1 protein-coding gene (only partly in view) is annotated in these 23,232 nt (G+C 65.0%); it reads right to left on the bottom strand.

Annotated features, from left to right (window positions below; all coding sequences use genetic code 11):
- On the bottom strand, positions 1 to 23,232 hold part of the coding region annotated (locus HYT87_07770; GenBank protein ID MBI2059651.1) for a hypothetical protein (this coding region is incomplete at its 5' end). Its footprint begins 1,333 nt before the window's first position; 23,232 of 24,565 annotated nt are visible.

Here is a 23,232-nt window from a genome sequence, read left to right as displayed (position 1 = left end):
GGTTCGCCGACGATTTCGCCGTCGCCCGTGGCCACCGGGTCCCACGTGTAGCCGGCGTTCGATCCGTATTTCAGGCCCGCGTTGTTGCCCATGAGATAGATGCCCTGGGTGCCCGCTGCGTTCCCCGTGGCGAGGTAGTTGCCTTTGAACACGCTGAACACGTCCAGCGCAACCGCCGGTTTGCCGCGGACCTTACCCACGGTCAGCCCGGGGGTCGTGGAGATGTTGCTCGACCAATCGATCCGGGCGTCGTTGGCTGCGGCGCAGTCGTTGCTCGTGGCGCCCGTGCCGTCATCCGGGGGGTCTTCGCGGTCGAAGTTCTCGCCGAACCCGGCGCCGCCGCCCGCGGACGGCGCGCCGACGGTGACGACCACGTCGTTGCCCGTTCCGCTGATATGGTTTGTCGCGTTCGTATCGCACACTTTCACATTGTAGCCCACGCTGGCCGTTTCGCCGGAGTAGCCCGCCGAGGCGATATTGAAGCTTGAGTCGAAGGTCGCGTTGAAGAGCGTTTCCCTTGCCGGCCCCGGTATATTGATCGTGAGGTGGCCGCAGGTTCCGGCGGACTGGGCGTTGGTGAAGTTGACGTTGTCGAGTTTCAGGATTATTCCCGTCGCCGTGATGTTCATGCCCGCGCAGGTGGCGAACTTGAAGTTGAGGGCGTTGACCTCCACGATGCCGTTCAGGTTGAAGTTGTACCGCGTGGGGGTCACTTCGTCCGTTGACGTAACGGTGGGCGTGGCCGCCGAAGCGCAGTTGGTCGCATCGTTTGTCCGCAGGTTGCCGTTCACGGTGACGGTCTCGCCGCCGGCGATCTTGACCGTTCCGGCGCAGTGGTCCCAGATCCCACCGGAGGCGAGGGTGAAGCCTTTGGTCACGTTGAGAGTCGTCGTCGCGCCGCTGATGTAGAGAGGCGTGGCGTTCGCGCGGAGGGTCCAGAGATTGTAGAAGGTGGTGGCGTTGCCGCCCCCGAGCGTCTGAGCGGCCGTGCCGTCGAAGATCACCCGCGTGCTCCCCGCCGTGAACGCTCCCGCTCCAACCCCGTTGTTGGTGAAGTTGCCGCGCACACGGATCGTGCCGGTGGCCCCCGCGCCGTTGACCTTTCCGTTTGCGCCGATCGTGACGTTGCCGCCTACGGAGACGTCATCGGACGTGTAGTAGAGAGCATCGTTGCCCGGCTGGAGCCAGCCGACTTTCATGGAATTGGCGCCCAGCAGGTTGAGGGCGTCGTTATCCGCCGCGCTGGACGTCGTGTCGAGCACGTCGAGATACAGCGCCAAGCCTTGCACGGCGAGCTTGTAGCCGGAGCCCGATGCCGGCGTGGTGCCCCACGCCGAAGCTACTGTGACCGTCGTGTTCGTACTGCTCAGGATGCTTCTCGTCTGGCCTACCCCCGTGCCTGACGTGATCTCAACGGTCCCACCCGCCCATTGGTTGGTCGCCCAGGCCTGGGCCGTGTCCGAGAGCGTCGTTGCGGTCGCCCCCGTGGCCGTTCCTGTCTGCTCACCATCCAGTTCGGGATCGTGGCGGAAGCAGCCGCCGGGCGGCGCGTTGGCGCAGCCGACGGTCGAGTCGTCGAGCGTCACGTACGTATTTTCGTCCGGCCTCCCCGCCGGGACCCAGTTGTACGGATCCGACCACAGGCCGGCGGTCGAGACTTCGGCCTGGACACACACTTTCTTGCCGCATGGCGAACCGGGCGAGTTGGCGTCCGTGCTCACCGTTACGGAGGGGTTCGGAGGCGTGAACGGCCCCGGCGCAGTCGCATTGGGGTTCCCGTAGTAGAGGGTGTAGTCGAGGTTGCTGTCTCCGGCGTTCTTGAGGACGTAGAAGCGGACTTGAACGTCGAGGTTGGTGCAACTGTCGATGATCCGTCCGACATCGCGATACTCGAACTTGTTGTCGTTGGCCACGTACGCGAGGACGCGGAAATCGTCGCACTTCACGGCGGAGGAGGAAGCGTTGTAGAGGGTGGCCGCGGTCGGGTTTCCGTTCGAGCCGTCCGTCAGGTGGATGATGACCTCGCCCCTGGCGGGCGTGGACGGGTGGATCAACACCGACCTCCTGGAATCCCAGTTGCCCGCCCAGTAGACGGACCGCTCCCAGACATTGTCGATCTCGTCCGCATCGGCGCTGCACGGCGGGACCGGCGTTTTGGTGTCCACGTCGCAGTCGTCCTTGTCGGGGTTGGAGATGACGCCCGCGAAGTAGGTGCAGAAGCGGATGCGTTCCTGGGCGCCGCCCGCGGCGCTGGAAGAGCGGACGATCTGTCCCGTGCCTTCCCCGAACGTTCCGTCGAATTGCATGCTCTTGAAGAGGGTGAGGCCCGGGTTGCTGCAATCCCAGGCGCCGCCGTTGTCGTTGTTCCACCCTTCCGGACGGGCCACCGTGAGGTGAGTGGGCGCCCCGGCGATGCCGGCCGTGTCCACCACGTCGTGGAAGGCGACGCTTCGGAAGTTCTCCGACGCCCCGGTGAGGGCGGTGGCGGCCATGTTGAAGCCGTTGTCGTTTGCGCAGTAGAAGTCCAGGCCCGTCACGTCCAGCGCTCCGTTCGCGTTGAAGACGAATCCGGAGGCCTGGCAGTCCACCACGTAGGGGGTTCCGGTGTTCGAATCGATCGCGGTGACGGTGGACGTGCCGGCGGCCTTGAACCGGCCGGTCGTGTTGATCGTGAAGGTCTTGCCGTTGTCCACGTGGACCGTCTTTCCGTTCAGGTCGAGGATGCCGTCGTTGACCGTGATGGCGTTTCGGATGGAAACGTTGTCCTCCAGGCGAACGGTCCCGTCGTCCGCCGTGTTGTTGAACGTGTCGGCGCCGTTGCTCGCGTTGGCGGCGGTGAAATTCCACAGGCTCCCCCCCCCCACGAGAATGACGCTTTGCAACGCGCTCGCCCCCATCATTTGAACCTCTCCCGATGTGTGGTTGATCTCGGCGTCGCGGTCTCCTGCGTTGAACGTGGCGGGGGTATTGTCCTGCCCTCGGAAGAGGTTGCCGTAGACCATCAGGAGTCCGCTCGTGGAAACGTTCAACGTGCCCGACGCGACGACCATATCCTTCACGGCGGCGCTCAGCGCGCCCGAGAGATCCGGGTCATCGTCCCGATCGACAATCAAGGCGGTGCATCCCGTCGTGGTCGCAATCGGCCACTGGGCGCCGGTCGTGTCGGCCCCGCCGGCTCCATCCGTGTCGCAGTCCGCGTCGAAGCAGGTCGCCGTCACGACGCAGGACCAGTTGCCTGCGTCGTCCCATTTCGTGGCCACACCGGTGGCTGAAGTCCACGTGAAGGCCGGGTAGGACCAGATGACGCGGCCCTGCGCGAAGTTGCCGGTCGAGCCGCAACCCGCGTTCGTCGGCGCGGCGGCATTCGGCGTCGGAGCGTAGCCGTAGTCCACCGCGTCGCAGTCGTTCTCCTCGCCGCCGATGCCGTCGCCATCCACGGCGTCCTCTTGACCCTTCACGCCCTGCGCCCCCGAAATGACGACCAGCGGCGTGGAGTCCGGGGTGTAGACGTTGTAGACGGCGCTGCCGTCGAAATAGGGCCTCGTGAAGAGGTACGACACGGCGGCGCTGGGCGCGGCGATGTAGCGGGAGGAGGCGCCGTTCTGCCCGCCGGTGAAGCAGACATCGTTGAAGGCCACGAGATTGGTCCCGGCCGCCAGCGTCAAACCGTTGTCGTTGAGTTTGTCGATGATGAGGCCGTCGAAGTCGAGCTTGCCGGCCGGGTTCGGGCTGAACGCGAAGTTTCCGGCGGAGGTCGTCAGCTTCGGGAAGGATGCGGCGCCGATGCTCCATGGGGAAGCGTCATCCGCGTCGCAGTGCTCGCTTGCGGTGGACTTGCGCGCTTCCAGTTCGGCGTTGACCTGCACGTTGAGCGTCGCACCCGGACCGAAGTAGACGTTGGCCGTGCCGGTGAGGTTGATCACGCCGTCGACGAGCGTCAGCGCGCCTTTGACTTCAAAGTCCGACGCTCCGAGATTGTATTGGTCGGATCCCGCCCCACCGCTGTTGTTGAGGCTCAGGTTGAAGAACTCGTCGCACGTCGTGTAGGGCGTCGGGCACGCCGCCGTGAACGTCTTGTTCCCTGTTCCTTCCAAGGTGACCGTTCCCGCGGTGGCTTCGAACCGGCCGTCGGAGGCGAGGTTGTTCTTGACCTTGAAGGAGGAGACGGTGGTGACTTTGAAGGCGCCTGCTTTCGAGACGGCAAGATTGTAGAACTCGTCCGTGCCAACGGCCGCAAACGTTTGATCGGCGGTGGCGGAATTGAACGTCACGGTTCCCGCCGAGGCCCTCAGCGTGCCGTCCGAACTCCAGTTCCCCGCCACGTTGAAACTGCTTGCGGTCGAGACCGTTCCGCCCCCCTTTGCGATCGTCAGGTTCAGGAAGTTCGGCGTGCCGCCCACGTTGATCGTCTGGTTCACCCCGCCCTGGAACGTCACGGTCCCGGCCGTGTGGCTCCACGTCGAAGTAGCCGCCTTGATCAGATCCCCTTCGATGGCCAGGTTTGCACCCACAGTCAGGTTCCCCGTGCCGGCTATCCAGAGCCGCTTGGCCGTCGCCGCCGCGCCAATGACGGGGTCAAACCCGCCGGGAAGAGGCGCAATGATGAGGACGTCATCCGCGGTGGTGGGCGGACCCGCCGGGTTGCCGAGCCAGTTCGCGCCCGTTGCCCAACTGCTGCTCACGTCGCCCTCCCAAATGTAGGTTCCGTACGCCCAGGAGATCTGGCCCTGGAGGGCGTCCGAGGTGTCGCCGCAGCCGCCGGTATCGCTCGGGTCGCAGTCATTTTCCTCGCCGCCGATGCCGTTGCCCGCGGTGCTGTCGTCCTGACCTTTCGCCCCCGTTGCACCCGCTACGAACACGATCGGCGATGCCGAGGTGGTGTAGACGTTGTACACGGCGCTTGCGTCGAAGCCCGGGCGGCGGAAGGTCCAGTTCACGGCCGCCGCCGGCAGAGTCACGTAGCGCGAAGAGGCGCCGTTCTGCCCATTCGTGAAATCCACGTCGCGGAAAAACGTCAGCGTCGGGTTCGCCGAGAGGTCCAGCCCGGGGTTGGTGAGTCGGTTCAGCGCGAGGCCGTCGAGATTGAGCGGCCCGGAAGGCGCGTAGGCCAGATATCCGGCGGCCGGACCCGAGAGCGTCGGTTTCCCACCCGTCTGGTCCGTTTGCAACGTTGCGGCAGAGGCTTGGCTGATCGCTCCCGTGACCGTGAGCGATACCGGACCCGTCATCCGGAAAATCCCGTCGGTCAGCGTGAGCCCGCCCAGCGCCTTGGCGGACCCTCCCGAGACCGTCAGGATGTCGTTCCCCGCCGTACCGGTCTTGTCCATCGCAAGCGTCCAGAGCTCGTCGCCCGTCGCCACGGTCAGGCCCGCGTTGGCGGTCCCTTTCAGGGTGATCGTGCCGGCCGTGGCCCTGAACTTTCCGTTGGAGGCAAAGCCGCCCAGGACGCCCAAAGACGTTGCGGTGGACACGGTTGCCCCGACCCCGCTGTTGGAGACGGTGAGACCGCTGAAGGTATCCGCGCTTGTCGTGGTGATCGTCTGGTTGGCGGTCCCATTGAAGTCCATCGTTCCGGCCGAAGCGGAGAACTTGCCGTTGGATGCGAAATTCCCCTTCACGGCGAGAGAGGAGGAGGTCGATACCGTTGTGCCGCCGCCGCCGTTCGATACGGTGAGACCGAAGAACTGATCTCCGGCCGCCGCCGAAACGGATTGATTGGTCGTGCCGCTGAAGTCCACCGTTCCGGCGGAGGCGACGAAGCGGCCGTTGGACGTGAAGTCCTTCTTTACCGCGAAGGAGGTGGCGGTGGAGACCGTCGTCCCGCCGCCGGTGTTCGATACGGTGAGGCCGAAGAAGGCGTCTCCCGAGGCCGTCGTGAGCGTTTGGTTTTCGCTGGAGGAATTGAGCGTGACGGTTCCGGCCGAGGCGGCAAACTTGCCGTTGGAGGTGAAGTTGCGTTTCACGGCGAACGAATTGCTCGTGATCACTTTTCCCGTTCCCGTCCGCGAGACGGTCAGATGGTAGAAGTCGCCCGTATGGCTGATCGTCTGATCGGAGGTCCCGGTCCCATCCAACTCCACGGTCGTGCTCCCCGGCGTGAACGTGCCGCTGATCGTAAAGTTGCCGGCCGTCCGGATCGTGCCGGTCCCGACCGCCGGGAGCGTGGCGTTGACGGTGCTGCCCGTATCCACGAGGAACTCCCCGCCCACGTCCAGGACTTGCAGGGCGTTCTGAACGAGGGCGGTTTTTCCCGCCGCGTTGTCGCCGATCTTGACCTGCCCCTGCGTGGTCAGCGTGACGCTGTTGGCGGCCGGATTCGAGTCGGGATCGTGGAGGTATAGGGCGTTGGTATCGGTGGGATCGCCCGACGTGGTGCTGAGAGCCCGCAGCGCGAAAACGCCGATGTTCGCGTTGAGTTCCGGGCGGTAGTAGAAGGCCTGGGCGACGGAGTCGATTTCCAGTTCGGTATTGGTATCCGATCCGATGGCGCCGTTGCCCGCCCGCGCGCCGCTCACGGTCCAGTTGAAGTACTCGCTCATGTCGCCCTTGATGGAAACGGCCGCTCCCGCCGACATGCTCGAAGGCGGCGCATCGACGCTTCCCGCGGTGAGGAGGAGGTTGTCGATGGCCAGATTGCCGTCAAATCCGCTGTCTTTGATCTGGCAGAATCTCAGACGGAAATCGGGACTGTTGCTGGCCCCGCCGCCGAGGTTGAAGGAAACGGTTCCGCCGACGGAGTTGCCGATGGACTCGACGACGTTCCAGGTGCCGCAGGCGCCGACGGGCGGGTTCGCCGTTGTCCATTCGACGATGTACTGATCGGCGAGCGTTCCGCCGAAATTCGTGCCGGAGGACCGGTTGTAGGATACGGAAATACTCGCGTAGGTGGTCGTCGGCCTCGGGATCTGGACGTCCGCGTTCAGACCCGCCACGGCCCCGCCGACCACGAGAGTCCCCACCCCTTCCAGAACGCCGGCCTTGATGTCCGAATCGCCCACCGTTTCGGACCATGCGAACGGTCCCGGTGCGCCCGCCGGGAATTCGGCATTGCCGAGGTTGGTGCTTGCCGCGCGTTCGAATTTGTCCTGGAGCAGTTTGTCACCCAGATCGACCGATGGACCGGCGGCCAGGCTCGGATTGCCGTAGACGAGAAGGTAGTTGGGATCCGAAGCGGTGGAGTTCACGGCGGGGTTGATCTGGAACCGGAACTTGACGAGGGTGAGCGAGAACGTGGAGTTCACCCGGTCGATGGATCTCTCGACGGGCGCGCCGGAACCCGCGTAGAAGAGTCGGAAGTCGTCCCCGTCCGTTTGCGACGCCCCGTAGATCTGCGTGGCCGCTGCTCCGGTCAGCTCCACCTCGCCCACGTCACCGGCGGCGTAGTTCCCCGGGCCGGGATTCGCGACGGTCAGCGCGCGTTTGAACGCGTAGTCGCCCCCCCATCGCAGGATCCGGGTCCATCGGATGAACATGCCGTTCAGGGCCTCATCCTGCGCGCTCGGGTTCACGCCGGCAGGGACGGTGTACTGCGCAAAGGTAACCTGTTCGCAGTTGGCCCCCGGCGGATCGGGATCGCAGGTGGGCTGTGTCGGCGTGCCGCCGCCCACGCCGCGCGCGATACGGCCGCTTCCGAGCGTGGTGCAGGACGCGGGCGTTCCCGTCCAGTTCTGATAGTAGGAGCAATCGAACGAGAGGCCCGTGAGGGTGGCCGCGGCGGCGGTGTCGGCGCGGTTGATCGTGAAATGCGTCGTGTTGGGACGGGTCTTGGTGAAGGACACGTTGTTGAAATTGGCGAGTGTCGCGCCGGCGCCGATATTCCATCCGTCCGCCTCGGCGCCGCTGTTTCCGCAGGAGACATTCATGCCCGTCACGTTCACCGTTCCGCCCGTGACATCGAACGCTCCGAAGCGGTCGACGCAGTCCGCGCCGCTGCCGCCGGGCGCCGTGGACGTGACGGTCGGGGAAATTCCCCCGGAAGGCGTGGACGTGAAACTGCCCGCCACGAGGGCGGTTCGTCCCGCGGCCATGACGAGTTGGGACGCTCCGGTGAGTGTGAGGCCGCCGTTGCCGTCCGTCACCGTCAGGTTCCCACCGCCCGCCGTCCCTTGCGTCAGACTGTATCCGTTCAGGTTGAGCGTGCCCCTGTCAAGGGTCGTGTTCCCCAGCACGGCAAGATTGCCTCCGTTCAGGGTGATGGTGTCGGCCAGGACTCCCTTGTCCAACCGGAGGGACTGGAATGTTTCCCCTCCGAAGACGGTCAGGTTGGCGTTGCCCGCCTGGGAGAGTGTGAAGGTGCCGCTGTTGTGGGCGATGTCGGCGGCGGCGCTCTTGAAGAATTCGCGGCGTAGCGACTGGGTCGTGGATCCGGCGTTGACGGTCAGGACCGTGCCGCCGACCAGCAGGAGGTCACGGATGTCGATATCCGTCACCAAGGTGGGATCGTTGGGTTGGTCCAGGATGAGGATGTCGCACCCGTTGCTTGCGGCCGCGTTGTTCGGATAGGAGGGCGGCGCATCGCACGTTCCGCCCGAGGTCGGGTTCACCTGCCAGTTGTTGGCGTTCTCCCAGCAGATCGCCTGAGCGGTGGCCGTGGCGCAACCGGCCCCCGCGCCTCCGAGCCACAGGTAGTGCGCGTAGCGCCAGGTGATGCGGCCTTCGGTCAAGGGGCAATCGACGCTCCCGCCGCCCGTCACGTCATCCGGGTCGTCGTCGTACTCCTCCCCGCCCAGGTTATTGCCTCCGGCGCCCGGGCAGGCCTCCCGCTGGCCCTTCGCGCCGAGGGCATTGACCATGTCCAGGGCGAGGCCGGCGCCGGCGGCGATGCGAACGTTCTTGTCCGTGTTGGCATCGAAACTGTTGAGGAGGATCGAGCACGTCGCCCCCGCGCAGATGCTCGCGACGTTGGCGAAGTTCATGTATCGCGAGCCGGCGCCGGGGCTGGAAGGCCTGGAGAACTCGACTTCATTCCAAGCCGTCAGAGTGCCCGAAACGCTCACGTCCACTCCGGCCGCGTCGACGCACCGGACTTCCAACCCGCTCACGTCCGCCACGCCGTCCAGATCGAAAGAATAGTCGCTCGAACAATTGGCGGCCGCCCCATCCGAGCTGCTGGTGTCCACCAGGATCGGCTTTCCTCCCCCGTCGGGCGCCGCGCGGAACGTCCCGCCCAAGGCCACGCTCACGGCCGAGCCGACCTTGATCTGTTTGAGGCCCGTGATGGAGAAAACGCCGCCGTTGACGGCCAGAGCTCCGTCCATGCGCCCGTTGGCGGTCAAAGTGACCACGTTGTTGGGGACCCCGCCCGAATTGTCGACGGTCACACTGTTGAGATTGTCGTCCGGCGCGGCGCCGTCCACGTTGAGGGAAAGCGATTGGTTCGCGCTCCCCCTGAAGGTGACGGTTCCCGGAACGCCCGGCCCCACGCCCATGCGTCCGTTCGAGGTCAGGTTCTTGAGCACGCCGAACGAATCATCGGTGCACACTCCGCTCGTCGGTCCGGCGCAACTGACGGCCGCGGAGGAATTCGTCACCGTAAGGTTGTAGAAATCCTTGTTGTTGGAGATATCGATTTCCTGGAGGCCGGTCCCGTTGAGTTCGATGGTCGTATTGCCCGGCAGGAATCCCTGCGCCGCCGGGGCCTTGTCGCGCCAGTGGCGGCCGATTTTGAAAGTCGTCGTCAGGCCGGCGGCATCCACCTGGGCGCTGAGTCCCGTTGCGCCCGCGCAGGTGGAACCGCCGATGCCGATGCACATGTCGCGTTGGACCTGGAACGGTTCGGCCGTGAGGGTCAGCGCGGCGGCGGCCGCCGGGGGGCAACCGGTGCGTGTGTCCCTCGCCAGGATCGAGAACACCTTGTAGTCGTCATCGTTGGTGGAATCCTTCGCCAGATCCACGGCGGCATCGAGCGTCGGCGCATTCCGGAAGCACTGAGTCGACGCGTCGATGACGGCCGTGCTGTTTTCATCCGGCGCCCCCATCGGCGTCCAGTTGAAGGGTTCGGACCAAAGACCGGCGATCGTGGAGCGGGCGGCAACGGTCACATGGCCGCTGTCCTGATCGCGCGTGACGGGGGGATTCGAGGGCGGCGTCCACGCCGCGGGGGCGGCGGCGCCGGGGTTCCCGAAGTAGAGGGTGTAGTCGCGGTTGTCCACGCTCGCGTCCTGGATGAGGTCGAATCGGAGGATGACGTCCGTCGCGTTGAAGGTGTCGATCACGCGCTGCACCTCGCGAACCTCGAACTTGCCGGTGTTCGCCACGAAGCCGACGATGCGCACGTCGTTCGCGTCGGCCCGGCTGTTGCCGAACACGTCCGCCGCGTCGGCGCCCGTCAGATGGATGCGCGCGCGGCCCTTCTTCGCGGTGCTCTGGGGCGCGGGACAGATCCCCGGCGGGCAGACGGTGACGGCGCGCTTGTAGTCCCAGTTGCCGTTCCACACGGGCGAGCGGCCCCACAGGAGGGTGATGTTCGTTTCCTGATCGAGACCGGACGGATCGTTCACGCCGCCGAAGAAGTAGTCGCAGAACCGGATGCGCTCTTCGGCCCCTCCCGCCACGCCGCTGCCGCGCGCGATATGGCCCGTCGCTTCATTGAACGTGCCGTCGAACTTGAAGTCGCGGAACAGGACAAGTCCGGCGTCCGGGCAGTCGAGCGTGCCGGCGGAATCGTTGCTCCAGCCGCTTGGACGTTCGATGGTGAAGTGGGTTCCGCCCGACACGCCCTGGTGGAAACGGACATCGCGGAACTTCTCCAGTTGGGGGGCGGCGGTGGTCAACGTGGCGGTCGAGGCGACATGGATGCCGTTCGAATTGGCGCAGGCCACGTCAAGCCCGTCGATATCCGCGCTGCCGTTGATGTCGAATACAAAGCGGGAGGCCTGGCAATCGATCTCCGGAGTGGCCGTGTTCGAATCCATGGCGGTGATCGTGCTTACCCCGCTCGTTTTCAGCCGGCCGTTCAGGTTGACGCTGAAACTCGCCGCATCGTCCATCGAGACGGTCTTGCCGTTCAGGTCGAGGATGCCGTCATCCACGTTCACGACATTGCGGATCGAGATGTTGTCTTCGAGGCGGACCGTTCCGTCGTCCGGCGTGTTGGGGGTCGTGTCCGCGCCGTTGTTCCCATTGCGGATCGTCAGTTTCCGGAGGGCGCCTCCGCCCGAGAGCGTGATCCGCTGGAGCGCCGCATCCGTTCCGGCCGCCGTTCCCATGCGGATCGGTCCGCCGGCGACGGACGGGTTGATCTCGGCGTCGCCGTTCCCCGTATTGAAGGTGGCGGGGTCCGAATCCGCGCCGCGGAAGAGATCGCCGGTCACGTCGAGATTTCCAGACGTGGTGATGTTCAGCGTTCCGGTCGCCACGACCAGGTCTTTTGACACGGCATTCAGCGCGCCTGAGAGATCGGGGTCGTCGTCCTGATCCAAGATGAGGATCGTGCATCCCGGCGTGGTGACATCCGGCCACTTGGCGCCGGTCACGTCCCCGCCGCCGTTGCCATCCGTGTCACACATGGCGTCCGTGCAAGTCGGAGTGACGGCGCACGACCAGTTGCCCGCGTCGTCCCATTTGTTGGCCACGCCGGTGGCCGAGGTCCAGATGAAGCCGGGGTAGACCCAGATGACGCGACCCTGCGAGGTGGCGCCCGCATCGCCGCAACCGGCGTTGGTGGGCGCGGCGGCGCTGGGGGTGGGCGCGTAGGAGGCGTCGCCGCCATCGCAATCTTTGGACTCGCCGGTGCCGTCGGCGCCGCTTTCGGTCTCCTCCCCCGTCGGACCCTGGGCCTGGGCCATCGTTACCGTGGGCACGGCGTTCGGCGTGTAGACGTTGTAGATCGCGCCGGCGTCGAAGTACGGCCGGAGGAGGAAGTAGGAAACGCTCGCGTTCGGCGCGGCGAAGTAGCGGGCATGGGCGCCGCTGTTTTGCCCGCTCACGAAACAGACATCGCGGAAGGCCACGAGTCGGTCGCTCGCGGTGGAGGTGATCGTCAGACCGTTGTTGTTCGGGCGTTCGACGATCAGGCCGTCGAAGTCCATGGTGCCGGCGCTGTTGAAAGCGAAATAGGACGCGGCCGAACTGGTGGTCAGTTTCGGGAAGGTATTGGCCGGATCGTCGATCGCCCAGGGCGCCGCATCGTTGGCGTCGCAGTGCTTCGCGGCATTGGTTTTGCGTGTTTCGAGTTCCGCCCCGGCCTGGAGATCGAGGAGGGCCGAAGGTCCGAAGATGATTTGGCCGTTGAGGGCATCGGCATCCGCGCCATCGCCGTTCAGGACAAAGACGCCGTCCGTGAGGGCCATCACGCCGTTCACGCGGAATCGGGAGTCGGAGGCGCTGTACCGATCCGACCCCGCGGCGCCGGTGTTGTTGAAGGTGACATTGAAGAAGGCATCGCAATCCGTGTATCCCGGTCCCGTGCAGGCGCCCGTGGCGGCGAACGCCTTGTTCGCGGCGGCCTCCAGCGTGATCGTGCTGGGGGTGGAGGCGACAAACTTGCCGTTCGAGCTGAAGAGATTGGTTACTTTGAAGCTGGAGGCCGTCGTCACATTGATTCCGGCGGCCGCCGTATTGGAGACGGTCAGGTTGTACAGGTCCTTCGAAGTGGTTACGACTTGAGCGCCCGCGCCGTTGAGCTGCACCGTGGTCGTTCCGGCCAGATACCCCTTGCCGACCGCGCCGGCGTCGGTCCAATTGCCTCCCACCTGGAGCGTGACGGACGACGTTGAGGCATCCACCTTCCCGTTCGTCCCGACGTTCATGTACCCGATGGTGCTTAGGGCGGCGGTGGTGATGTTGAGGGCATCCCCTGCGCCATCCACGGCCGACTGGGTGTTGATGGCGTCCAGCGAGAACACGGTTGTCGCGGCATCCACATCCGGCCCGTGGCGGAAATTGTTCGCCACGCCCGAGATCAATTCACCATATTCAATGCGGGCCAGTGTGGTGGTGTCCGGCGAGCCGAACGGAGTCCAATTGAAGGGATCGGTGAATTCACCCGTTGTCGGCTCCTCCACGGCGCTCACGGAGGCCTGTCCCGTCTTCATGTCGATGTTCAGGGGTTTGGACTCGATCTTGACGTCGTCGACGCACAGGTCCTCGTCGAAAGCGATGTCCCGATCCATGTCGAACATGAGGGCGAAGTTGGCGTTGTTTTCGTAGGCCGCCCCGAGAACGCACTCCACCGTGGCGAACTGCTGGTTGTAGTCGATGCTCGTCCGCGCCCCGACCCAGGAGAGCGAGCCGGAAAGCGCCGTGCACGGGTATCCCGCGGTTTCGGTGACGGGGGCGCAGGCGCCGGCCGCGGAGCAGGCCTCCATCCGGAAGAAATCGTTGTTGTCGAAGTTGTTATCCGCGGTCGTTTTCCGGGTGTAGGTCACGACGATCCGCCTGGATCCGGAGGTGGACAACGTTCGGTAGAGGAAGGAGTTCGCCAGAGAACCGCCGGCGGCGCCGCCGCCGTTCGGGTCGCTGTTGGTGTGGCCCACGGCGACGCCTGCGCTCGATCCCCCCGCGGCGCAGATACCGGTGAGTTCAGGATCGGCCACCTGTTCGACCCACCCATTGCCCACGGTGGCTCCCGTAGGCCGCTCGAAGCCGTCCTGGAAAAGCACGGTATCGGCCGTGTAGGTCGGGGGGGTCGCCGCCGCGGGGTTGCCGTAGTAGAGGAAATACTCGTTGTTCGGCGCGCTCGTGATCGCATTCACCAGCTTGAACTTGATTTCGATGACACTGCTTGTGCATTGGAGGACGGACCGCGCCACGTCCTGTTTCGGCGCTCCGTTGTAGTACACGCGGAGGTCGTCGCAATTTGGAGCCGAGAACGTCTGGCCGACCAGCGAGGACGCCGTGGGATTGGTTGTCCCGTCGAAGTACAGGCGGACGGTATCCGCGGCCGAGCCCGTGTTGTTGATCGTAATCTGCCGGCGTTTCTGCCAGTTGCCCTTCCACCGCTGGGCGCGCGTCCAGCGGGCAAGGATGCCGCTGGTCTGCTCGTCCAGGTTGGGCGGGCTGCCGCTCCCGCCGTAGGAGAAGTTGTTGAACGTGATGATTTCGCAGCCGCCGGCGGGGGGATCGGGATTGCACGAAGCCTGCGCCGGGGCGCCGTTGCCCACGGCCCGAACGATGAAGCCCGACCCTTCCGTGAACGAGTTGTCGAACGACGGATTCTGGAGGGAGAACGTGAAGCCGTCCGGCCCGGCGGAGCGATCGACGCGGAAGTGCGTTCCCCCGGACAAGGCGTTGGTGAAGTTGACATTGTCCATCCTCACGAATCCGCCGACCGGAACAGTCGATTGAACGTTGAAGCCGCTGGCGTTGGCGCACGAGAAGTTCAGCGCGTAGAGGTCCAATATGGCGCCCGCGCCGGACACCGTGAATCCATAGCGGCCCGCGGTGCAAGGCGCGCCGTTCCCGGTAATGGTCGGGTTGCTGCCGGAGGGACTCGTCAGTTTCCCGTTGACGGCAGCCGCGGCGGTGTTTCCCATCTTGAGCGCTGAAACCGAGGTCAGGTTCAGGACTCCATTGGCGGCGACGGTGAGGTTTCCGACCGAGGTCAACGTCCGCCCGGCCAGGTCGAGCGTGCCGACGTCGAGATTCGTGACGGTGTTCACCGTGAGATCGCCCGATTTGAGCGTGAGCGTTGTCGCTGCGGCGCCCTTGTTGAGGCGGAAGGCATTGAACGTCGCGTTCCCGAGGAGGGTAAAATCCTTGCTGTTCGCTCCTCTGGCTTCGATCGTTCCTGCCGTGTGGGAAAGCGCGGCCGTGCCGCTCTTGAAAAAGTCGCCGCAGATCCCGAAGGTCCCGGCCGTGCTCACGGTGAGGGTCGTTCCCGCGGCCAAGGTGAGGTTGTTGACGAACACCGATCCGGCGCCGAAGGCGGGCCAGCACGGGGCGGTGCCGCCGCTGCAATCGTTCACGGCCGGCGTGGCGATCAGGACGTCGTCGGTGCTCGGGCAGTCCCCGGTGGACGGCGCGAGGCCGCTCTTCCAGTTGGACGCCGTCGTCCAGAGGCCATCCGAATCGCCGCCGACGCCGTTGTCGCCGTCCCAGATGTAATTGGGGTAGCTCCACGCGATGCGTCCCTGGCTTGCATCGGTGGTGCTGCCACACCCTGCCCCGCTTCCCGTGTACCCGGCATCACCGGGATCGCAATCGTTTTCTTCGCCGCCGATCCCGTTGCCCCCGGTGGAGTCATCCTGGCCTTTCGCTCCGGCGGCCGCCTCGACGCGAACGGTGTTGACGCCGGGATAGCCCGCGGCGACCTTGATGTTGTAGGCCGCATTCGCGTCGAACGTAGGAAGGAGGAAGAAATAGTCGACGCCATCCGTCGGCAGGCCGATGTAGACGGATCCCGCGCCGTTTTGCCCCGTCTCGAAGCCGACTTCGTTCAAGGCCAGGACCTGGGCGCCGCTGTTGACGACGAGGCCGAAGTTGTTGAGGCGCCGGAGCGTGAGGCCGTTGACGTCCAGCTTGCCGGTGACCGCGAAGCTGATATTCGTGCCGGCGCCCGTTGAATCGATGAGCGGCTTTCCTGCCCCTGTGGAGTTCACGATCAGCCGGCCGTTCGCGCCGACGGTGAGCCCCGTGCCTCCATTGAGCACGCTGGATCCCTGGATCTTGAACGCCCCTTGGGAAATCGTTACGGCCCCGTTGATTCGGACGGTGGAATTGGTCATCACGACCTGGTTGATGGCCGGGTCGGCCGTGTTGTTCACCGTGAGGGCGCCGAGGATGTCCCCTGCCGCGGTGGCGAACGTTTGGGCACCCGTGCCGTTCATTGTGATCGTTCCCGCGCTTTGATTGAGCTGGCCGTTCGAGGTGAAATTGCCCGCCACGCTGAAGGTGGACGCCGTCGTCACATCGCCCGTTCCGGTGTACGAGATCGTCAAATGATTGAATGCGGTTGCCGGAGCCGTCGTAAGAACCTGATTGGACGCGCTGCTTCCGTCGAGGGTGATCGTGTTCGACCCGGGGGAGAACGTTCCGTTCGAGGTGAAATCTCCGGCGACGGTCAACGTGTTGCTCGATCCGGTGAAATCGAGAGTGCCGCCGGCGTCCACGCTCAGCATCCCGTTCACATCGAGATTGGCCTCAATGCCGGGCGTGAGGTTGTCCTCCCGGAGCCCGCCGACCTTCCCGTTCGCGCCGACGGTGAAACCGGAGGTGACGGTGAGGGTCGCCGCGGGAGAGAGAGAGAGTTGATTTGCATCCGAGGCCTCGGAGGAGCGGCTGTCCACCACCTGGATGGAAAAAGCCGCACTGGCCACGTCCACGTCCGGATCCCACCGGAACGCCGTGGTTGCGTTGTTGATCATCACGTCCGTGTTGGCATCCGTGGCCTGCTTGGGCGACCAGTTGAAGGGTTCGGACCATTTGCCCCGGACGTCCGTTTCTACGGCGCTGAAGCAGATCCGCCGGCCGCAAGAGCCGCCGAACGCGACGTTTCCGTCCAGATCGAGTGGCAGCGCCACGACCTGGATATCGTCCACCCACATGTCCTCGCCCAGTTGGGGATCGCTCCGGCCGTCGTCCTTGAACCTCACTCGAACGTTGCAGTTGGGGGCGCAGGCGCCATTGTCGATCCAGGCGGGCGTGGTGATTAGAAAGTCCATCTTGGTCCACGGGCTGCCCGAGCCGGTGGGACCTTCAATGGCGCGGACGGTGCTGGTGACATCCAGGAACTGGACTCGGTAGTTGTCGTTGCCGCCGGCGAAGTTGTCCATCGTCCGGCGGTAGTAGATGACGTGGACATCCCGTCTTCCGGTGGTGTTGATTTGGGGCGTGTCGGCGCAGACGACGCCGGGACCGTTGTTGAGGCCCCCGACCTCCAGGCCGCGGCCGCCGCCGACCACGTTCGGGTTGTCCGAGGCGTCGCTGATGATGGCTTCGTCATCGAGCGTCGCGTTGCACTGGTTCTCGATCCAGCCCGCGCCGATGCCGGTATCGCCGTTGCACGATCCCGCGCCGCTGTCGGAGCAGTTCGTCGTCAGGCTGCCCCGTTCGAAGCCGTCGGAAAAAAGGGTTTCGTCCAGCGTGACGCACATCGTCGGGTTCTGCGTGCAGGGATCCGGCGCGTTCGAGCTGCCGTACATGAGGAAGTAGTCGTTGTTGGGCACGCCGCCGATCGTATTGACCAGTTTGTACTTGATCTCCACGACATTGGTCGTGCAGTTCATCTGGACCATCTGGCGGGGGACTTCCTGCGGAGGCGAGGCTGCGTAGTAGATCCGGATGTCGTTGCCCTTCACGGCGCTCGTGCTGGCCGCGCACAGGTCCGAGCCGGTCGGAACCGTGGTGGAGTCGAAGTAGAGCCGGGCCACGTCGTTCGCGTCGCACGCGCCGGCCGGGCACTCGCGGATCGTGATCTGCCGTTTCTTGTCCCACCGCGCGGCCCAGTTCGCGGTGCGGGTCCACCGGATGAAACTTCCGTTGAGCGTTTCATCCACCGTCTGGGGGGCGGAGAGGCCTCCGTAGCTGTACTGAGTGAACGTGAAGAGTTCGCACCCCCCCCCCGGCGGATCGGAGTTGCAGGAGCCCTGTACCGGAGCGTTGTCCCCTCGGGCGCGAACGACGGCGCCGACGGACACGACTCCCTGCTCCACGTAGCTGTCGTCGAACGAGATCAAGCTGAAGGAGGTGGTGCCCGTCACCGGGCCGGTGATGGTCATGTGGGTGGCGCCGTTGTAGGCGGAGGACGGCGTGGCGTTCGTGAAGCTGACGTTGTTGAACTTGGAGATGTTCGTCCCGGCGGCGACGGTGAAGCCCGCGATGTTCGCGCAGGAGAAGTTGAGGCCGTCCACGTCGAGGATGGACGTCCCGGTCAAGTTGAAGGCGAAGCTCTTGGAGCGGTCTGCGTTGCACACCGGCGCGCTTCCCGGCGGCTTGGCGGTGATCGTGGGCGTGCCTTGTGTATTTTTCAGCGTGGTGAGCCGGCCGGTGGTGATGGAGGCGGTGAGGGAGGCGGCCACGTCTTCCAGCTCCAGTCTCGAAGACCCCGGCATGTAGAGCGTGCCCGTCACGGTCAGCGCCGAGGCCGGCGTGGTCGTTCCCTGCACGATGACGCGGTTGCCGTTGAGATCGAACGTTCCGACGGTGACGTTCAGCCTGTTGTCGATCGTCAGCGGGCCGCCCATGAACCGCGCGGTGATGTTCGCGTGACTGATCTGGAAATTCTTGAGCTCCGTGGCGCCGTAGATCGATACGTCGTGTGTCGCTCCCCCAACATCCGCGCCGTTCAGGATGAGCGTGCCGGCCGTGTGGGAGACCGCGGCCGCGCCGGACTTGTAGAAGGTGCGGGAGAGCGTGAGAGAGGTGTTGCTCAACGTGAGGTTGGCGCCGCCGGCCAGGGTAAGATCGCGGAGGGTGATCGCGGCCGGGGCGGACAGCGTGGGGTTGTTGGAGGCCGTGCAGCCGTCGCCGTCCTGATCGGGACCGGCGGCAATCGGCGCCTGGATCAACACGTCATGCGACCCGGCCGTGCAGGGCGCGCCGCCGGTGCACCCCGGATAGTCGGCGGCGTTTGAATGGGTCTTCCAGTTTCGGCCGTCGTCCCACGCCGCGCTGCAATCCCCTTCCCAGATGAAGTTCGGGTAGGACCACGTGATTTGGCCCTGGCTGCCGTCCACCGTGCTTCCACATCCGGCGCCGGCGCCCGTGTAGCCGGCGTCGCTCGGGTCGCAATCGTTTTCCTCGCCGCCGATCCCGTTCCCGCCCGTGGAATCCTCCTGCCCCTTGGCTCCTCCCGCTCCAATCACGCCGGCGGTGGGGTTCACCGTTGTGGCGCGGATGTTGTAGGTGGGCGCCGCGTCGAAGCTGGGGAGGAGGAATGAATAGGCGAGCGCCGAATTGGGCAGATTGATGTAGGCCGAGGCGCCCCCGCCCAGGCTGTTCGTGAACAACAGTTCGCTCGCCTGGGTCACGGTAGCCGTGCTTTGAACGTCCAATCCCCTCGCATCGGCGCGGTCCACGGCAAGTCCGCTCACGTCGAACGTCCCCGATACGGTGAACGCGAAGTTGTTCCCGGCCGAGGAGGCGCCGCACGACGTGCTCTGCGGATTGGTGAAGCATGGGGTGCCGCCGGACGTTTCCGTTCGCAGCGTGCCGGCGGACTGGACGTCCACCGCCGTCTTGACTTTCGCGATGGTGGCGCCGACCAGTTTCAGGGTTCCATCCGAGACCGCCAGCGTGCCGCCCGCGGAACCGGTAACGGAAAACGTTGAGTTGGTCGCCGTCACGGTTTCGTCGGCCTGCGTTGCGCCGGAGTTGTTGATCGTGAGGTTGTTGAAAATGTCCCCCGCGGCGGCGGTGAGCGTCTGGGTCGTCGTTCCGCCGAAGGTGGTCGTTCCGCTCGTGGACTCGAAATCGCCGGAGGAAACGAAGTTCTTCTTGATGGTAAAGGACGTGCTTGCGCAAACCTTCCGATCGGCGCACGTGCCGTTCACGCGATCGGATATCGTGAGGTTGTAGAAGGGGTCCGGGGTGCCCTTGGTGTCCGAGATGGACTGACTCGCCGTTCCATTGAAAGTGACCGTGGTTTGCCCGGCCAGGAACGAGCCGGAGTTTCCCCACGAACCGGCGAGCGTGATGGCGGCGGAGGACGCGGATGCATCGATCTTCCCGTTCGTCAGGATTTCGATATTGCCGCTGGCCGTGAGGTTGTTCGTAGTGACGACCAGGGCGTCGGTGGTATCGGCCGTGGCGCGGGAATCGATCACGTCGAGTTTTCGAATCGTCACGGGCACGTTCACCGTGGGTGAAAAACGGAAGGGAGTGACTCCTTCGTCGATCACGACCTGCGTGTAGGCGTCCGGGAGGAAGCACGGCGTCCAGTTATGAGTCTCGTTCCAGAGGCCGGTGATCGTGACCTCGGCGCCCTCTCCGCAGTAGTCGGGCGCGCCGTCCACGGCGTCGCAATCGACGGCCGAGGCCGTGAGCTCGCTGTCGTCGTAGGTCGGCTGGGAAGGCGACGTCGTGGCGCTCCCGTCGTTGCCGTACATGAAGGAGACTCCGGTGTCCGACCCTCCGGCGGGGACCCGGCGCGGGAGTTTGAACCAGAACTCGATGTCGTGAGTGCCGGCCCCCGGGCAATTGAAGTTCTTGATCTCGACCGGAATGTGGTCCATTTGGGCGCCATCGGAAGCCATCAGCCGGAAATCCTCGCGCTTGTCCGGCCCGGTGGCGTCCTCGCTCCCATTGCAGACGGCGTTCCCCGGCGAGGCCGCGACGCTGGTTTTGTAGTGTACGCTTCGGCCTTCGTCGAAGGCGGCGCCGGTCGTATTGTTGATCGTGACGGGAAGACGTTTCCGCCAGTTGCCCGACCAGTTGGTCTTGCTGCGCCAGACATTGTCGATGGTCGTTTCGGTATCCATCGCATCCGGGTCGGTACACGTGCCGCCGTACTCGTAGTCTTGAATCGTGATCGCTCCCGATCCCGCGCCGCCCGTGCTGCGGACGATTTGACCCGAGGCCCCGGCGCAGCCGGTTTCGTTGAAGGTCGGATCGAAGGCCATGCCGGTGAATGTCTTCGCTGCCGAGCCGGCCGCGCGGTTGATCGTAAGATGGGTCCCACCCGACGGGGCATGGCGGAACGTGACGTTGTTGAGCGCGGTGAGCGTCACGCCGTTCTGGATCTGGAACCCGTTTGCATCGGCGCAGAGGAACGTCAGCCCGGAGACGTTCAGGGTTCCGGCGCCGCCGGCGCCGACATTGAAGGCATTGCGCGCGCCGCAGGGATCGGCGGAGGCTTCCACGGCGTTGCGCGCGTTGGTCGTGATGACACTGGTTCCAGCCGACGCGAAGGTCCCGTCGAGGGTGACGTTGTTGCCGCGCTTCGTGGTGGAGCTCGATCCGAGATCCCACGTCCCGTTCGAACTCACCGTAAGGGCGGCCTGCGGCTCGAACGTGATTCCGCCGCCCAATCGGAAGGTTCCCGAGGTCACCGTTGTCGTCCCGCTCACAATCAGGCTCGTGTTGAGCGTCATCGCTTTGCCCACGGTCTTGTTCGTGGTGAGCTGGGAGATCGTCTGCGTGGAGGCGCCCGAGAAAACGAAGTTTTGGTTGTTGCCGCCCACGGCCCGAAGGTCGACGCTGGACGAGAAGGTCGAGCTGGAATCCTTGGTGAGGTTGCCGTAGACGGACAGGATTTTGCCGTTTGGATTCAGAACGCCGCTGTTGGCCACGGTCAGGTCGCGCGTGATGCCGTCCACGTTCATGACCGGGTCGTTGGCCTGGTCCATGATGAGGACGTCGCAGTATTGGGAGACCGCGCTCTGCCCCGGCCAGAGCTCGGTGGCGGTGGTGCAGGAGTCCCCCTTGTCGATGCGGTTCCAGTTGCCGGGGTTGTTCCAATCGGAGTTGATCGTGCCCGTCCACGTGAAATGGGGATACGTCCACGAAATCTTTCCTTCCGAGGCGGTGGAGTTGTCGCCGCAACCGTTGTTCGCGGCGAAACCAAACAGCCCCGAGCTGTAGGTATCGTCGCCGTTGTCGCAATCGTTCGATTCGCCCGTTCCGTCGGCTCCCGACTCCGTCTCTTCACCTTTCGCGCCGAGCCCGCCCGCCACGGTCACCGTGGCCGTCGACGCGGCCGCCTCGTAGATGTTGTAGTTGGCGTTGCCGTCGAAGGTGGGACCGATGAGGGTGAAAGCGGCTGCCGCCGGGAGGCTGATGTGGCGAGAGGTGTTGGTGACCACCAGTCCGGGGCGAAGGAACTCGGCATCCTGGAATCGGGCGAAGGCGGCCGCCGAGAAATTCAGGCCCGTGTCATTGAGGCAGCGGAGGACGACGCCGTTGACGTCGAGGGTGGACGCCGTGCCGTCCAGGTTGAAGCCATACGTGCCCGTGCAGTTGTTGCCGCCGTCCACGGGACCGCGAATCGTCGGCTTGCCGCCGGTCAGATTCGTCGTGAGGTATCCGTCGGGCATGGTCACCGAGAGCGCGGCGCCGTTCGCAAACGCGAGGACATCGGGACCCGTCATCGAGAGCTTGCCGTCGGCCACGTTCAGCGCCGTATTCACCTGAACGGTCCCGTTGAAGTCCATCGTGATCGTGCCGGGATCGCTCGCATCGTTGATCGTGAGCGTGGCGAAGGCGTCGCCCGCCGCGCCGGTGATCGTTTCGGCGCTCGCGCCGTTCAGTGTGACGGCGCCACCGGACGCGAGGAACTTGCCGTTCGAGTCGAAAGAGTTCTTGATGCCGAAGTTCGATCCGGTGCAGACGAACCCGGACCCCGCGCACGGCGCCGGGCAGGCGGCGGAGGCGCCGAGCGCGTTCGTCACTTTGAGCGTCCAGAAATCGCCCGAGGCGTCGATGCACTGTGTTGCGGCCGTGCCGCAATCCGGATTTCCAGGCACGGCGGCGTCATCGGCGCCCGCGCAGAGTTCAACCGTTCCGCTGTTCGTGCCGAAGGCGCCGGTTTGGGTGAAGTTGCGCCCGATACGCAGGCGTCCCGCGTCGCCTGCCGTGAAGGTGAGCGTCGCGCCGGTCTGCAAATCGACACTACCCGTCGCGGTGAGAATGCAATCCCGCGTGGCGCCTCCGCAGACGCCGCCTCCCGTGCCGCTCGCATTGTCCATGACGAGGACCCCGGCGAGAAGCCCGGACCCGAATGCGGAGCGGACGGTGAGCGAGCCGATGATGCTGTCCGCGTTAAGGATCGGATTGTTCGCGAAGCCGGCGGGGTCGCCGATGCAGACGGCCTGGCCCGCGCCGGGTACGCCCGCCGTGGACCAGTTGCTCGCCGTGCTCCACGACGTGTTCGTCTTCCCCACCCAGGAGTTGTCGAAGGTGAGACAGCCGGAGAGGGAGGCCTCGGTGGTATCCCCGTAGCGGCCGGCGTTCCGCCGTCCGCCGTTGTCCTTCACTTCATTCGAGAAGCTGGTGTATGAACCGGCGTTCGCTCCGGTATCGATGGCCAGGGAATGGTTGGAGAAGGTGAACCAGCAATCGGGGTCTGCGGTGGTCCGGTCACAGGCCGCGTTCACACCCGCGGAGCAGCCGTTGCAGATCGGAGTGGCCGGATAGCCGTCGAGGGGGTCGTCCTGCATCCCGCAGGGGCACCACGTTCCAAAGTTGGACCGCTCGTGAAAATCGAATGGAGCCTGCGTGCTGATGAACTGCGGGGCGCCCTCCGTGGCATTCGCGTCAAAGCCGTTGCCGGACCCCTGCCAGTCCGCGAGGGTCGTGTAGACGGTACCCCTCCACTCCACCACGTTGAGGTCGCCGAAATCGTTTGAATTAGGATCG

The sequence above is a fragment of the Nitrospirota bacterium genome (genome assembly GCA_016180645.1).
Lineage (GTDB): Bacteria > JACPQY01 > JACPQY01 > JACPQY01 > JACPQY01 > JACPAV01.
This window is presented reverse-complemented; position numbering and strand designations above follow the sequence as displayed.